Origin of the sequence: Streptomyces sp. ICC1 (assembly GCF_003287935.1) — a bacterium.
Lineage (GTDB): Bacteria > Actinomycetota > Actinomycetes > Streptomycetales > Streptomycetaceae > Streptomyces > Streptomyces tritrimontium.
In genome coordinates, this window is sequence record NZ_CP030287.1 from 7962872 (window position 1) to 7977404 (window position 14533).

Consider the following 14533-nt stretch of genomic DNA (forward strand, 5'->3'; position numbering starts at 1 on the left):
GGCGACTAGTGTTTTCTCTCTTGGCACTGTCGGTGGGGCGGGGAGACACAGAACTGATGAGTCGTCGGTCGGACGGATCGATCAGGGACTGGGCCGAAGCCCAGCGCCGGACGCAGCAGATGCAGCTGGTCCGCCAACGCGAGGCGGAACACCTCCAGCGGCCCCACGGAGGCGGTGGGGTCCGGGGCCAACGGCAGCAGCAGGCAGCCGACCGGCAGCACCACGACGCCGAGGCGCGACGGCGTTCCGCCCAGCTCGACGCCGAGGTCGAGGCCCTCCAAGTCCTGTTGGTCACGGGATGCGGGGCACCGGCCTTCCGAACGGCGGCCATGGTCCGGCCGGAGCAGTTGGAACCGTTCGCCCCGGGAGACCTCGCGCACCCGGTGGCGCTGCCGCTCATCGAGCAGTTCCAGCACCAGAGCAGCGGCTGGACCCTCGGCTCGGGCCAGCGGGCGCAAGCGGAGCGCGACGCGCACGCGCGGTACGCAGCCGCCTGGCAGGCCGCGCAGGCAGCCGAGACGCAGCGCCAGCACCAACTGGCCGCGTACCGGCAGCAGTACGACGTCTGGGCGGCGGAGCAGCTCGCCGGGATCCGGGCGCACAACGGAGGGCTCGCCGAGCTGACCGCCGCACTGCGCGCCGGCGACCCCGAGGCGGTGGTGGAGTACTTCTCGGCCGCCCTGTACGTCTCGACGGCCTGGCCCGAGACGCTGCCGAGGCAGGTGGCGGCCGCCTACGACCCGGTTGCGCGTCAGCTCGTGCTGGACTGGGAGCTGCCCGGGTACGAGGTGGTGCCGGAGGCCAGGTCGGTCCAGTACCTGCCGAGCACGGGCCAGTACAGGGTGAAACCCCGCCCGGTGACGGAGCGGCGGGCGCTGTACCGGGACCTCCTGGCGCAGTGCGTGCTCTTGGTGCTGCGCGAGCTGTACGCGGCCGACGAGTTCGGAGTGCTGGATTCGGTCCTGGTGAACGGCTTCGTGGACCGCCCCGATCCCGTGACGGGACAGGAAGCTCAGTTCGTCCTCGCCACGGTGACCGTGGCGCGCACCCCGTTCGGGGGACTGCGCCTGGAGCAGGTCAGCGCGGTGGACTGCCTCGTGGAGGGCTTGCGCGGGCAGCTCTCGGCGAAGCCGGACCAACTGACCACGGTGCGTCCCGGGCGTCGCCCCGACGAGGTCGGCACGGTCATCGGCCACGGCGGGCACGCGGACAGCGGCGAGGAGGAGCCGGACCTCTTCGCGATGGATCCCATCGCCTTCGAGAACCTGGTGGCCGAACTCTTCCGGGCGATGGGCATGGAGGCGGTGACCACGCAGCGCTCGGGTGACGGCGGCGTGGACGTCGAAGCGCTGGACCCGACCCCGATCCGGGGCGGGCGGATCGTGGTGCAGGTCAAGCGCTACCGGAACACGGTCCCGCCGACGGCCGTGCGGGACCTGTACGGCACGGTCCAGGACCGGGGGGCGAACAAGGGGGTGCTGGTCACCACGGCGACCTTCGGGCCCGGGTCGTACACCTTCGCCAACGGCAAGCCCCTGGAGTTGGTTCCCGGTGCCGAACTGGTGGACCTGCTGCACCGGCACGGGTTGCGCGGACGCCTCGGCGGGGGCGCGCCCAACGCGGCCCCGGCCCCGGTGCCGGCCCCGCGGACGGCGGAAGAGCCGCCCCCCGCCGATCACAACGTGCTCGGCATGTCCTGGACGGGGTCGGTGGCGCTGGACGTGTGCGCGCTGGTCTGCGAGGGCAGCCGGGTGCTGAGCGAGGAACACTTCGTGTTCTTCAACAACCCCCGCACCCCGGACGGTTCGGTACGGACGCACGCGCACGCGGCGCCCGACAAGGCCGCGCTGCTGGTCGCCTTCGACTCTCTGCCGCAGGCCGCGGACCGGCTGGTCCTCGTGGCCGCCATCGACCCGGAGGTAGATCCGCACGCCGACCTGGCGGGCTTCACCGACGCCCGGATCCGGCTGCTGGGGCAGGATGGCGAGGTACTGGGCCAGTTGGAGGTCTCGGACGGCCGCGCCGGCGAAACCGCCCTGGTGCTGGGCTCCTTCCGGCGCCGGGCCGCCGGCGACTGGGACTTCATCCTCGGCGGCAAGGGGTACTCGGGCGGCCTGGAGCCCCTGCTCGGCGACTTCGGCATCGAGGTCGCCTGAGCCCGCGGCGGGTCCCTCAGGAGTACTCGGGGTCGGAATCCGCATCAGGGTCGAGGTCGGCGGCCTCCGGATCCGGGTCCGGCCCCGCCGGGCGGTGCACGTAGCGCAGGACGCCCCACATGCTCTCCGGCCGGGCGTGCCGCGGTTCCGCTTCGCGGCAGGCCTCCAGCTCGCGGAGCAGCGCGGGGCCGTCGGTGCCCGAGCCGATCAGGACGAGCTGCGTCAGGCGCGGTTCGCCCCGCCCCCAGGGCTGCGGGGTGAAGCGCAGGAAGCGGCCGACCGCGTGGACCTCGTAGCGCTCCTCGTGGCCGGGCACGCCGAAGTACACGTAGCCCTTGATCCGGTACAGGCCGGCCGGTCGGCGGTCGAGGAAGTCGATGAACCGGCGCGGGCTCAGCGCCTGCTCGGACACGAACTCGGTGCTCTCGTACTCCGTGTGCACGTGGCCCGCGTGATCATCGCGGTCGTGCGTCTGGGCCAGCAGGTCCTCGAAGGACAGCTGTCCGCGCGTCTCGGTCCACGGGCGGCGGTCGAAGAGCAGCTCCGGGTCGATCCGCCCGTGGTCGGCTCCGACGATCGGGATCCCGGGAGCGCACAGCGCGGCGAGCTCGTCCTCGATCCCGGCCCGTGCCGCGGCGTCGACGCGGTCGGTCTTGTTGAGCACCACCAGGTCCGCGACCGCCAGGTGCCGGTCGGTCTCGGGGTGCCGGGCCCGGGTCGCGCCGAACTCGGCGGCGTCGACGATCTGCACCATGCCGCCGTAGCGGACGGCCGGGTTCTCGTTGGCGACGAGCATCCGGACCATCTCCTGCGGCTCCGCCAGCCCGCTCGCCTCGATGACGATCACGTCGATGCGGTGGACGGGGTCGGCGAGCTTCTCCAGGTACGCGTCCAGCTCGCTGCCGTCCACCGCGCAGCACAGGCAGCCGCCGCCGAGGGAGACCATCGAGTCTCCGACCTGGCCGGCCACGGACATCGCGTCGACCTCGATGGAGCCGAAGTCGTTGACGACGACCCCGATCCGGGTGCCTCCCCGGTTCCCGAGGAGGTGGTTGAGGACGGTCGTCTTCCCGGAGCCGAGGAATCCTGCGAGGACGACCACAGGGATGCTGTTCACCCGGTCGATCGTAGTCACCCGAGGGCGGGTACCGGCTGGGGCGGGGTGGGGCCGGTGTAGCGGGCGGCCGGACGGATGATCTTGGGGTCGGTGGCCTGTTCGAGGACGTTCGCGCTCCAGCCGACCACGCGGGCCGCGCAGAAGGTCGGCGTGAACATCTCGCGCGGCAGCCCGCACAGCTCCATGACCACCCCGGCGTAGAACTCCACGTTGGCGTGCAGCTCCCGGCCCGGCTTGAGCTCGGCGAGGATCGCCTCGACGTGCCGCTCGACCTCCACGGCGAAGTCCACGAGCGGGCCGCCGAACCCGCGGGCGATCTCGCGCAGCATCCGCGAGCGCGGGTCCTCGGTGCGGTAGACGGGGTGTCCGAAGCCCATGATCCGGTCTCCGGCGAGCACCCGTTCGCGGATCCACGGGTCGATCCGGTCCGCCGTGCCGATGGCGTCGAGCGTGTCCAGGGCGCGGCTGGGGGCGCCCCCGTGCAGTGGGCCAGAGAGCGCGCCGATCGCCCCGGTGAGGCAGGCGGCGACGTCGGCGCCCGTCGAGGCGATCACGCGGGCGGTGAAGGTGGAGGCGTTGAAGCCGTGGTCGACCGTGGAGATCAGGTACTGCTCGATCGCGCGGGCCCTGACCGGGTCGGGCTCCTGCCCGGTCAGCATGTACAGGTAATTGGCGGCGTACGGGAGGTCCTCGCGCGGTTCCACGGGCTCCAGGCCCCGGCCGAGCCGGTGCAGGGCGGTGAGCAGGGTAGGTACGGCGGCGCAGGCGGCCATCGCGTCGGCGGCCCGGCGTTCGGGGGTGAGGTCGTAGACCGGGCGGAAGCCGGCGGAGGCGCCGAGCAGGGAGAGCGCCGTGCGCAGCCCGGCGAGCGGGCCGGAGGCGGCGGTGGCGGGATGGGGCATGGCCGCCATGGTCGGGGAGCGGCGCCGTACGGAGATGGGGCCGACCACGTCGTCCCCCGCGAGGATGGGCCAGCGCCACTGCGCACGGGGGTTCTGGGCGGCTCGGGCGGGTGCGGCCCGGATCTGCTCGCGCGCCTCGTCCGGGGTGAGGGGCTCGCCGACGGTCTCGTTCGTCGGGCATCGACGCAAGGCGAACGTACGGGCCGGGGTGCTCCTTTGGGGACGCAGGCGGCCCCGCGGACGCCCCGCGGACGCCCCGGGGTCAGCGGTCGGAGCTGAGGACCTTGCTGATGGTGTCGGAGGCCGTCTTCGCGGCTTCCTTGGGGTCCTGTCCGGTGAGGACGGCCGTCATGAACGGCTTGATCGGGTTCTTGGCCTCGACCTCGGCCCAGCGGGCGGACTTCGGGGTGGCGCGGCCCTGGGCGGCGCCGGGGGCCATCGCGGTGGCGCCCTCGTTGCCCTCGACCACGTGCGCGAGCGTGGTCTTGTTGGGGACGTAGCTCATCGTGCGGGCGAGCTCGGTCTGCCACTTCTCGCTGACCAGGGCGGTGACGACGTCGACCGCGTCCTTACGCCGCTTCGTCGACTCGGGGATGATCAGGTCGGAGCCGCCGGTGAAGACGGAGCCGACCTTGTCCGCCGTCTTCCCGGGGATCGGGAAGAAGCCGAGCTTGCCCTTCAGCGCGGGGTTGGCGGCCTCGATGGCGGCGACCTGGCCGGGCGGGGCGATGATCTGCGCGATCCCGCCCCGCGCGAAGACCTCGGACTGCGGGGGCGTCTCCTCGTCGGCGTCCTTGGGCCCGTTGCCGAGGTCCTGGAGCTGCTTGTAGAACTCCATGCCCGCCAGGGCCTTCTCGTCGTCGAGGGTGCCGAGCCACTGGCCGCCGCCCTCGACGGCGAGCTCGCCGCCCTCGTCCCAGATGAAGCCGGCGAGGACGTACCAGTTCTGGCCGGCGAGGTAGATGCCCTGCTGGCTGCCCTTGTCGAGCTTCTGGGTGGCCTGGATCCACTCCGCGCGGGTCTTGACCGGGGTCTTGATCCCGGCGTTCGCGAAGAGGTCCTTGTTGTAGATCACCACGCGGTTGGCGGCGTACCACGGGACACCGAACTGGGCGCCGTTGACGCTGCCGGGGTCGGAGAGGCCCTTCAGCCAGTCCTTGCCGTCCCACAGGCGCAGGGCTTCGAGGGTGAGCTCGGATACGCCTCCGGTCTCCACGTACTGGGCGACCTGGGTGTTGCCGACCTCGATGACGTCGGCGCCCTCCGTGCTCTTGCCGGACAGCACGGCGTTGACCTTGTCGCCGATGCCCGTCCACTCCTGGATCTTGACGTCGAGGTCGATGTCGGGGTGGTCCGCCTCGTAGCTGCTGGTGAACTGGGCTATGAACTCGTCCGAGGCGCTGCCCTTCATCAACCAGAGCGTCACCTTCTGCGGGCCGCCCGCCGATCCGGCCAGACTGCAGCCGGCGAGGGCGGTCGCCGCCACGAGAGCGGTGGACACGGCAAGGAAGCGGATCTTCACGAAGGTCACCTTCTGGGGATGGATCTCAGATGGCTTGAAATTGGCATGGACCAATGAGCGGGTCAAGGGGTTCAGGACGGTTTCGCGCTGGATTGTTCACGCAAAGTTCGCGGACCCGGACTTACTGGGGCACCGTAGAACAAGGCAACAGCCACCCAGTGTCGGGAGACCCCATGTCCAATCACACGTACCGGGTGACCGAGATCGTGGGCACGTCCCACGAGGGCATCGACCAGGCCATCCGCAACGGAATCGCCCGCGCGGGCGAGACGCTGCACAACCTGGACTGGCTCGAGGTGACGCAGATCAGGGGCCACATCGAGAACGGGCAGGTCGCGCACTTCCAGGTGGGCCTCAAGGTCGGATTCCGGCTCGACGGCGAGGAGTGAGGCGGCGGGCGCCCGCGGGTCCGGCGCTCAGGTCCGGGTCCGGCCCGGGCTCGGGTCCGGCGCTCAGGTCCGGCCCTCAGGTCCGGCCCTCGCCCTCCTGCGCGTCCTTGAGCTCCGGCGCCTGCGCCGCCCAGTCCGCCAGGACCACGCGGAACCCCGCCGCGCGCGCATCCCGGCACACCAGCTCGTCGTCGTCGACGAGCATCCGGACCTCCCGGCCCCGCGCGATCCGCCGCAGCACCTCCAGCTTGGTCGTCCGGGCGGGCCGCCGGTCCTGGTTCCCGCGCATCCACAGCCGCCCCTCGGGCAGACCGTGCCGGGTGAGCCACACGGCCGTGTCCGCGCGGCACCGCTCCGGGCGTCCGGTCAGGTACGCGACCTCGCAGTCGGCCGCGCTCTCCACCGCGAGCGCGATCCCCCGGGCGAGCGGCGGATCGGCCGGGGCCGCGCCGAAGAAGCCGCTCCAGTCGCGGGGCCGGCTCTCCAGGAAGTGCTGGCGGTGGCCGGTGTCGGCCAGGGTGTTGTCGATGTCGAAGACGGCCAGGGGCCTGCGGTTCTGAGTCTCGGTCACCCCGCCAGCGTAGACACTCGCCGAAGCGCTCCCCCACGCCGCGGGAGGCTCCCGGGAATCCCGGCGGCCCCACGGCGTTGACCACTGTGTGATCCGGAAACTCTCCGTACTCGACCGGTCCCGCACCCGCGAGGGGCATCCCGCCGCGCAGGCGCTGCGGGACACCGTCGACCTCGCGCGCACCGCCGAGCGGCTCGGCTACCACCGGTTCTGGGTCTCCGAGCACCACAGCGTGCCCGGAGTGGCCGGATCCGCGCCCACCGTGCTGGCCGCCGCGGTGGCCAGCGCCACCGGCCGGATCCGCGTCGGCACGGGCGGCGTGATGCTGCCCAACCACCAGCCGCTGATCGTCGCGGAGCAGTTCGGGGTCCTGGAATCGCTCTTCCCCGGCCGCATCGACATGGGGCTCGGCCGGTCCGTCGGCTTCACGGGCGGGATCCGGCGCGCGCTCGGCCGCGGCACCGGGGACGCCGACCGGTTCGAGGAGCAGCTCGCCGAGCTCCTGGGCTGGTTCGACGGCTCCCAGAGCGCCCATCCCGAGGTGCACGCCCGCCCGGCGGAGGGCATGCGGATCCCGCCCTACGTGCTGGCCACGGGCGAGGGGGCCGGCATCGCGGCCCGCGCCGGGCTCCCCCTGGTGGTCGGGGACCTGCGGACGCGCGCACGGGTCGTGGAGGTCATCGAGGGGTACCGCGAGCGGTTCCGGCCCTCCGCCTGGGGCGAGAAGCCCTACGTCGTGGTCTCCGGGACGGTCGCGGTCGCCGCGACCCCCGAAGCCGCCCGCCGGATCCTGGTCCCGGAGGCGTGGGCGCTCGCGCACTCCCGCACCCGGGGCAGCTTCCCGCCGCTGCGCCCGGCTGAGGAGGTCGAGGCCCTCGCCATGAGCCCCAAGGAGCGCGAGCTGTACGAGGGCGCGCTGGCCGGGCACGTCCACGGCACGCGGGAGCAGGTGGCGGCGGAGCTGGCCGAGGTCTCCCGGCTGACCGGGGCGGACGAGCTGCTGGTGACCACGTCCACCCACGACCGGACGGCGCTGCTGGACTCCTTCGCCGGCCTCGCCGAGCTGGCCGGCCTGAGCGGGCGGCCGGCCTGAGCGGGCGGCCGGCCTGAGCGGGCCGCCGGGGGTGCCCGGACCGCCCGCCGGACCGCCCGCCGGACCGGCCGAGGTCGCCGGGCACTAAACTAGGGCGAATGCACCAGCCCGCCGCCCCCCGCGCCCACGATCCCCACGTCCGTGTCCGCGGGGCCCGGGAGCACAACCTGCGCGGGGTGGACGTGGACGTCCCGCGCGACGCGCTGACCGTCTTCACCGGCGTCTCCGGCTCCGGGAAAAGCTCACTGGCCTTCGGCACGATCTTCGCCGAGGCCCAGCGCCGCTACTTCGAGTCGGTGGCCCCGTACGCCCGCCGCCTGATCCACCAGATCGGTGCGCCCAAGGTCGACTCGATCACCGGGCTGCCGCCGGCCGTGTCGCTGGAGCAGCGGCGCTCCTCCCCGGGCTCCCGGTCCTCGGTGGGGACGGTGACCACCCTGTCGAACTCCCTGCGGATGCTCTACTCGCGGGCCGGCTGCTACCCGGCGGGCGCCGAGCGGCTCGACTCCGACTCCTTCTCCCCCAACACCGCGGCCGGCGCCTGCCCTTCCTGTCACGGCTTGGGCCGGGTGTTCCGCACGACCGAGGAACTCCTCGTCCCCGAGGCCGAGCTGTCGATCCGTCAGGGCGCCATCGCCGCCTGGCCCGGCGCCTGGCAGGGCAAGAACCTGCGCGACATCCTGGAGGCGCTGGGCCACGACGTGGACGCGCCGTGGCGCGACCTCACGGCGAAGGACCGCGAGTGGATCCTGTTCACCGAGGAGCAGCCGGTGGTCACGGTGCATCCCGTGCGGGAGGCCGACCGGATCCAACGGCCCTACCAGGGCACGTACATGAGCGCCCACCGCTACGTGATGCGGACGTTCGCCGACAGCAAGAGCGCCACCCTGCGGGCCCGCGCCGAGAAGTTCCTGGCGGACTCGCCGTGCCCGGTGTGCGAGGGCCGGCGACTGCGTCCGGAGGCGCTGGCCGTGACCTTCGCGGGCCGCACCATCGCGGAGCTGGCGGCGCTGGCGCTGACCGAGCTGGACGGCGTACTGGCCCGCGCGCACGGGGGCGGTGAGGCGGCGCGGGTGCTGACGGAGGACCTGCGCTCCAGGATCGGGCCGGTCACCGAGCTCGGGCTGGGCTACCTGAGCCTGGACCGCGCGGCCCCCACCCTGTCGGCGGGAGAGCTGCAACGGCTGCGGCTGGCCACGCAGTTGCGGTCGGGCCTGTTCGGGGTGGTGTACGTACTGGACGAGCCGTCGGCCGGTCTCCACCCGGCCGACACCGAGGCGCTGCTGGGCGTGCTGGACCGGCTCAAGGAGGCGGGGAACACCGTGTTCGTGGTGGAGCACGATCTGGACGTGGTGCGGCACGCGGACTGGCTGGTCGACGTCGGGCCGCTGGCCGGCGAGCACGGCGGGCGGGTGCTGTACAGCGGTCCGCCGCAGGGGCTGGCCGGGGTGGCGGAATCCGCGACGGCCCGGCACCTGTTCCCGGACCCGCGACAGGACGGGCCGGCCCCGCGGCCCCCGCGCGAGGCGGCCGGGTCCGTCCGGCTCAGCGGGGTGAGCCGGCACAACCTGCGTGACGTGGCGGTCAGGTTCCCGCTCGGCGTGTTCACGGCCGTGACCGGGGTGTCGGGCTCCGGCAAGTCCACGCTGGGCCGGGCGCTGGCCCGGGAGGTCGGTGAGCGGCTGGCGGATCCGGGGTTCCCGGTACGGCGGCTGGTGGAGGTGGACCAGAAGCCGATCGGGCGGACCCCGCGCTCCAACCTGGCCACGTACACGGGGCTGTTCGACGTGGTCCGCCGGCTCTTCTCCGCGACGGAGCAGGCGAAGGCGCGCGGCTGGAAGGCGGGCCGCTTCTCCTTCAACGTGCCGGGCGGCCGGTGCGAGTCCTGCCAGGGCGAGGGCTTCGTCTCGGTGGAGCTGCTGTTCCTGCCCAGTACGTACGCGCCCTGCCCCGACTGCGCCGGGGCCCGCTACAACTCCGAGACCCTGGAGGTCCGTTACTCGGGGTTGAACATCGCGGAGGTGCTGGCCCTGACGGTGGAGTCGGCGGCCGCCTTCTTCTCCGGGGTCCCGGCGGCCGCGCGGAGCCTGTCGGCGCTGTCGGACATCGGCCTGGGATACCTGCGCCTCGGGCAGCCGGCCACGGAGCTGTCGGGCGGCGAGGCGCAGCGCATCAAGCTGGCGACCGAGCTCAGCGGGGCCTCCCCGGCCCGAGAGGCCCGGGGAGGGCTGCGCCGCGACCACACCCTGTACCTGCTGGACGAGCCCACGACCGGGCTCCACCCGGCCGACACCCTGGTGCTGCTGCGGCAGTTGCACGGTCTGGTGGACGCCGGGCATTCCGTGGTGGTCGTGGAGCACGACATGTCGGTCGTGGCGGGCGCGGACTGGGTCGTCGACCTGGGTCCGGGCGGCGGCGCGGACGGCGGCCGGGTGGTGGCCGCGGGCACGCCCGCCGACGTGGCCCGCGCCGCGGGCAGCCGCACGGCGCCCCACCTGGCGCGGGCGCTCACAGACTAGGCCGTCTCCTTCGGATCAGGCCTGCGGATCAGGCCTGCGGGTCAGGCCTGCGGGTCAGGAGCCGGCGGGCTTGGCGAAGTTTCCGTAGCCCTGCCAGTCGAGGACGACGCACGGCTCTTCGCCGATCACCCAGGCGTCGTGGCCGGGGTCGATCTGGATGAAGTCACCGGGCTGCGCTTCGATGCTGTCGCCGTCGTCCATGACGATCTTCATCCGGCCGCTGATGACGTATCCCACGTGGGCGGCCTCGCAACTGGCGGTTCCCGCGATGGGCTTGATGTGCTCCGACCACTGCCATCCGGGCTCGAACACGGCGCGGCCGACCGGGCCGTGGTCGGTGTCGAGCAGGTCGAGCCGGCCCTTGCCGTCCTCGAACCGACGGGTTTCATCGGCGGAATCGAAACCTCTTCGCACGATTCCAGACATGATCGTCGACCTCCAGGCGCACGACGGCCCCGAGTCCACTTCTCAGCGTACGCCCGTACCGCGGTATCAGCCGCGGTATCAGGCGTCCCCGGCGAGCAGGTGCTGCGGCAGCTCGCGGAAGCTCCATGCGCCCTGCCTGCGGGTGAAGGTCCACACCAGGTCGTAGCGGTCGGGCCAGGCGGCGGGCAGTCCGAGGACCCCGTCCGCCCCGAGGGCCCGGAGCAGGCGGGGCATGCCGGTGTGCTCCCAGCAGACGAGCACCGGCATCCGGGCGGCCAGTACCGCGCGGGCGAGCGCGGGCTCGGCTCCGAGGCCGAATTCGGCGCGGACGGGCGTACGGAGCGCCGTGGCCAGCGGCTCCACGGTCTGGCGGCAGCGCGCGGGCGAGCCCTCCTTGCCGCCGGCCGCGAAGACGGCCTCGGGGCGGGGCAGGCCGGCGCCCTTGGCCGGCGGGAAGAGGGCGGGCAGTTCCTGGGCCCGGCGTCGGCCCCGTACCGCGAGGAAACCGGGGTCCTCGTTGCCCTCGTCGTCCTCGCCGGTGTCTCCGGCGTACGGCTTCTCGGCGTGCCGGATCAGCATGACCAGGGCGTCCTTGGCGGCCTCGGGGCCGGGGCGCGGGGTGCGGGGGCGCTCCTCCTCGGCACATCCGGCCGCCACCAGCGGGGTGAGCACGGCGGCCAGCACGGGCCGCGTACTTGTCGGTGCAGATCTCGTCGGCCGTGTAGACGTCGCCCCGGATGACGGTGTCCTTGACGTTCGCCCTGGTCAGCGAGACGTCCGGGATCAGCAGGGTCGGCACGCCCTTGGCGGTGGGGCTGCCGACCTTGCCGCTGGCCCCGCCGCCGATCGCGCCGCCGATCGTGCCGCCGACCCCGACCCCGACCCCGCCGGCGGACCCGGGGCGAGGAACCCCTGGGCGCACGGCTCCCCCGATGTCGAGCCGCCGCCGATCGTGCCCCGGCGGCGGCTCGGCCGCCGCGTGTCCGCCGCCGCCGCGCTCCTGGTCTTCGGGATGGCGGTGGACTCCGTCGTCCGCAACGATGCCTTCCAATGGGGCGTGGTGGGCCGGTACTTCACCACCTCCGCCGTGCTCGACGGGCTGCTGCTGACCCTGTGGCTGACCGGCGTGGTGATGGTGTTCGGCTTCCTGCTCGGCACCCTGCTGGCGGTGATGCGGCTGTCGGCCAACCCGGTGCTGTCCACTCTGAGCTGGGGCTACGTGTGGATCTTCCGGTCCACGCCGCTGCTGGTCCAGCTGCTGTTCTGGTTCAACATCGGCGCGCTGTACCCCACGCTCGGCCTCGGCATCCCGTACGGCCCCGAGTTCCTCACCGTCAAGACGGTGAACCTGCTCGGGCCGACCCTCACCGCCGTCATCGGCCTGACCCTGCACGAGAGCGCCTACGCCGCCGAGGTCGTGCGCGGCGGCATCCTCTCCGTGGACCCCGGCCAGACCGAGGCCGCGCAGGCGCTCGGCCTGAGCAGGCGGCGCACGCTGCGCCGGATCGTGGTGCCCCAGGCGATGCGCTCCATCGTGCCCACCGCCGGCAACATGCTGATCGGCACGCTCAAGGGCACGAGCATCGTCAGCGTGCTGGCCGTGCACGACCTGCTGTACTCGGTGCAGTTGGTCTACAACCAGAACTACCAGGTCATCCCGCTGCTGATGGCGGCCACCCTCTGGTACATCGCCGTCACCACGGTGCTGAGCGCGGCCCAGTACCACGTCGAGCGGTACTACGCCCGCGGCACCTCCCGCGGCCTGCCGCCCACCCCGCTGCAGCGGCTGCGCGTCCAACTGGCCGGCCTGCGCGGCAGACTGCACGCGGTGACCGCGTCCGGCGGCCGCTGAGCACCCGTTTCATTTCACCAAGAGGCGTTGTGTGTACGGCGGATGAAATCGGAACACGATTTCCCGCGTGCCGATATCGAGGCCGTTGACACCTCTTCTCCGGGCTGCCTAGCTTACGCCGCAGACAAAGACATCTGCGGCCTCTCCGTCCGGCATGACGGCTGCTTTTCGATTCCGCGCTTTCGTCGAAGCCGCTGGAGTGTCCCTTGACCGAATCACTGCTCCTCTCCGCGCCCGCCGCCCGTTCCGGGCCGCCCGGGCCCGCGGAGCGGGTCCTCCCGCTCCGCCGGCCCGGGCGCTGGGCCGCCGGCATCGTCGTCCTGGTGCTGGCCGCCCAGGCCGCCCACGGGCTGACGACCAACCCCTTCTACCAATGGGACCGGTTCGCCTACTGGTTCGTGCGCCCGGTCATCCTGGACGGGCTGCTCATCACGCTCCAGGTGGCCGCGTACAGCGCGGTCCTGGGCCTGGCCGGCGGCGTCCTGCTCGCCCTCGGCAGGCTTTCGGGCAGCCCGGTGCTGCGGTCGGCGAGCTGGACCTACATCTGGCTCTTCCGCTCCGTACCGCTGATCGTCGTCCTGCTCTTCCTCTACAACCTCAGCGCCCTCTACCCCACCCTCAGCATCGGGGTGCCGTTCGGGCCCGCCTTCCTGACCTTCGACGAGTCGCGGCTCGCCACCGACATCGTCGTCGCGGTGGTCGGGCTGAGCCTGAGCGAGGCGGCGTACGCGGCGGAGATCGTCCGGGCCGGCGTGCTCTCGGTCGACCAGGGCCAGCACGAGGCGGCCGCGGCCCTGGGCCTGCCCAAGCGGTACCAGTTCGCGCGGATCGTGTTCCCGCAGGCGCTGCGCTCGATCGTGCCCTCCTACGTCAACCAGCTGATCGGCCTGCTCAAGGCCACCTCGCTGGTCTTCTACGTCTCGCTGCTCGACCTGTTCGGCTCGGTGCAGAGCCTGGGCAGCACCTACCCCGGCGACGTGGTGCCGCTGCTGCTGGTGGCGACCGTCTGGTACGTGATCCTCACCAGCCTGGTCTCCGTCGTGCAGTTCTACGTCGAGCGGCACTACGCCCGCGGGGCGCTGCGCACCGTGCCGCCCACTCCCCTCCAGCGGGCCCGCGCGGGCCTGCTCGACCTGCGGATCCGCTTCCGGAAGGAGACGGCCCGATGACGGGGACCGTCAGTGCCCTCGACACCGCGGCCGCGCCGCCCGCCGCCATCGAAGTGCACGACGTGCACAAGTGGTTCGGCGGCCGGCGGGTCCTCGACGGGGTGAGCCTGACCGTCGCGCCCGGCACGGTCACCGTGGTCCTGGGCCGCTCGGGCTCCGGCAAGTCCACCCTGCTGCGGGTCCTCAACCACCTGGAGAAGCCCGAGGCCGGCCACGTCAGCATCGGCGGCGAGCTGATCGGCGTGCAGCGGCACGGGGGCCGGCTCAAGGAGCTGGGGGAACGGGCGATCCTCGCCCAGCGCGGTCGGATCGGCTTCGTGTTCCAGAACTTCAACCTCTTCCCGCACCTGACCGTGCTGGACAACGTCGCCGCCGCCCCCGTGGCGACCGGCAGGCTGACCCGGCCTCGGGCACAGGCCCTGGCGCGCGAGCTGCTGGGGCGCGTCGGGCTCGGCGACCGCGCCGGCGCCTACCCGAGGCAGTTGTCCGGCGGGCAGCAGCAGCGGGTGGCCATCGCCCGGGCCCTGGCGCTGCGGCCCGGAGTCATCCTCTTCGACGAGCCCACCTCCGCCCTCGACCCCGAGCTGGTGGGCGAGGTGCTGTCGGTGATCAAGGACCTGGCCACCGGGGGCACCACCCTGGTGATCGTGACCCACGAGATCGGCTTCGCCCGCGAGGTGGCCGACGAGGTGGTCTTCCTCCACGAGGGCCGCATCGTCGAACAGGGGCCGCCCGCGCAGGTGCTGGACCACCCCGCGCACCCGCGGACCCGGGAGTTCCTCAGCAAGGTGCTCTGACCGCCCGACCCACCCTCCAC

The 14533-nt window shown here is 72.8% G+C and carries 12 protein-coding genes and 1 pseudogene; 7 read left to right on the plus strand and 6 right to left on the minus strand.

Features of this window, described 5'->3' with window-relative positions:
• Nucleotides 1–56 precede the first annotated feature (56 nt).
• Nucleotides 57–2156, plus strand: a complete 2100-nt coding sequence (locus DRB96_RS37255; protein WP_112452386.1) for a restriction endonuclease — start codon at nt 57–59, stop codon at nt 2154–2156.
• 16 nt (nt 2157–2172) lie between these two features.
• Here the strand turns inward: DRB96_RS37255 and DRB96_RS37260 are convergent, their stop codons facing one another.
• The 3 genes from DRB96_RS37260 to DRB96_RS37270 all read right to left on the minus strand — a co-directional run bounded on the left by DRB96_RS37260 (nt 2173) and on the right by DRB96_RS37270 (nt 5697).
• On the minus strand, nt 2173–3273 hold the full coding sequence (locus DRB96_RS37260; RefSeq protein ID WP_112454218.1) for a GTP-binding protein: 1101 nt from the start codon (nt 3271–3273) through the stop codon (nt 2173–2175).
• 14 nt (nt 3274–3287) lie between these two features.
• Nucleotides 3288–4364 (minus strand): citrate/2-methylcitrate synthase, encoded by a 1077-nt coding sequence (locus tag DRB96_RS37265; RefSeq protein ID WP_239517811.1) that lies wholly within the window; start codon nt 4362–4364, stop codon nt 3288–3290.
• Nucleotides 4365–4437: 73 nt separating this feature from the next.
• Nucleotides 4438–5697 (minus strand): extracellular solute-binding protein, encoded by a 1260-nt coding sequence (locus DRB96_RS37270; protein WP_112454220.1) that lies wholly within the window; start codon nt 5695–5697, stop codon nt 4438–4440.
• A gap of 173 nt (nt 5698–5870) precedes the next feature.
• Here DRB96_RS37270 and DRB96_RS37275 point away from each other — a divergent pair, with 173 nt between their 5' ends.
• Nucleotides 5871–6086 carry a dodecin gene (locus DRB96_RS37275; protein WP_112452387.1) on the plus strand — a complete coding sequence of 72 codons (216 nt, stop codon included), beginning with the start codon at nt 5871–5873 and terminating at the stop codon, nt 6084–6086.
• 76 nt (nt 6087–6162) lie between these two features.
• On the opposite strand, the gene DRB96_RS37280 is transcribed toward DRB96_RS37275, so the two are convergent.
• On the minus strand, nt 6163–6657 hold the full coding sequence (locus tag DRB96_RS37280; RefSeq protein ID WP_112452388.1) for a hypothetical protein: 495 nt from the start codon (nt 6655–6657) through the stop codon (nt 6163–6165).
• Between the two features lie 88 nt (nt 6658–6745).
• On the opposite strand from DRB96_RS37280, the gene DRB96_RS37285 reads away from it, so the two are divergent.
• Both DRB96_RS37285 and DRB96_RS37290 read left to right on the plus strand, forming a co-directional pair.
• The gene (locus tag DRB96_RS37285; RefSeq protein WP_112452389.1) at nt 6746–7750 is read left to right on the plus strand and encodes an LLM class flavin-dependent oxidoreductase; all 1005 of its coding nucleotides are present in this window, start codon (nt 6746–6748) and stop codon (nt 7748–7750) included.
• Between the two features lie 98 nt (nt 7751–7848).
• Nucleotides 7849–10269 carry an excinuclease ABC subunit UvrA gene (locus DRB96_RS37290; protein WP_112452390.1) on the plus strand — a complete coding sequence of 807 codons (2421 nt, stop codon included), beginning with the start codon at nt 7849–7851 and terminating at the stop codon, nt 10267–10269.
• A 54-nt stretch (nt 10270–10323) separates the two neighbouring features.
• Here the strand turns inward: DRB96_RS37290 and DRB96_RS37295 are convergent, their stop codons facing one another.
• On the minus strand, nt 10324–10695 hold the full coding sequence (locus DRB96_RS37295; protein WP_112452391.1) for a cupin domain-containing protein: 372 nt from the start codon (nt 10693–10695) through the stop codon (nt 10324–10326).
• Nucleotides 10696–10773: 78 nt separating this feature from the next.
• Entirely contained in the window at nt 10774–11379 is a 606-nt protein-coding gene (locus tag DRB96_RS37300; RefSeq protein ID WP_239517812.1) for a phosphoglycerate mutase family protein, read from the minus strand.
• A 256-nt stretch (nt 11380–11635) separates the two neighbouring features.
• Here DRB96_RS37300 and DRB96_RS37305 point away from each other — a divergent pair.
• From DRB96_RS37305 to DRB96_RS37315, 3 genes and pseudogenes are all read left to right on the plus strand, one after another.
• Nucleotides 11636–12547: pseudogene (locus tag DRB96_RS37305) on the plus strand (amino acid ABC transporter permease); the annotation flags it as partial.
• A gap of 206 nt (nt 12548–12753) precedes the next feature.
• Nucleotides 12754–13716, plus strand: coding sequence for an amino acid ABC transporter permease (locus DRB96_RS37310; RefSeq protein ID WP_239516492.1), 963 nt, complete (start codon nt 12754–12756; stop codon nt 13714–13716).
• On the plus strand, nt 13713–14513 hold the full coding sequence (locus tag DRB96_RS37315; RefSeq protein ID WP_112452393.1) for an amino acid ABC transporter ATP-binding protein: 801 nt from the start codon (nt 13713–13715) through the stop codon (nt 14511–14513). The genes DRB96_RS37310 and DRB96_RS37315 overlap by 4 nt, the downstream gene beginning before the upstream one ends.
• Nucleotides 14514–14533: the final 20 nt, after the last annotated feature.

What these genes read in the sequence shown, in the direction of transcription:
- DRB96_RS37255 (WP_112452386.1), top strand. Translation starts at nt 57, where the DNA reads ATGAGTCGTCGGTCGGACGGATCGATCAGGGACTGGGCCGAAGCCCAG.
- DRB96_RS37275 (WP_112452387.1), top strand. Translation starts at nt 5,871, where the DNA reads ATGTCCAATCACACGTACCGGGTGACCGAGATCGTGGGCACGTCCCAC.
- DRB96_RS37290 (WP_112452390.1), top strand. Translation starts at nt 7,849, where the DNA reads ATGCACCAGCCCGCCGCCCCCCGCGCCCACGATCCCCACGTCCGTGTC.
- DRB96_RS37295 (WP_112452391.1), bottom strand. Translation starts at nt 10,695, where the DNA reads ATGTCTGGAATCGTGCGAAGAGGTTTCGATTCCGCCGATGAAACCCGT.
- DRB96_RS37315 (WP_112452393.1), top strand. Translation starts at nt 13,713, where the DNA reads ATGACGGGGACCGTCAGTGCCCTCGACACCGCGGCCGCGCCGCCCGCC.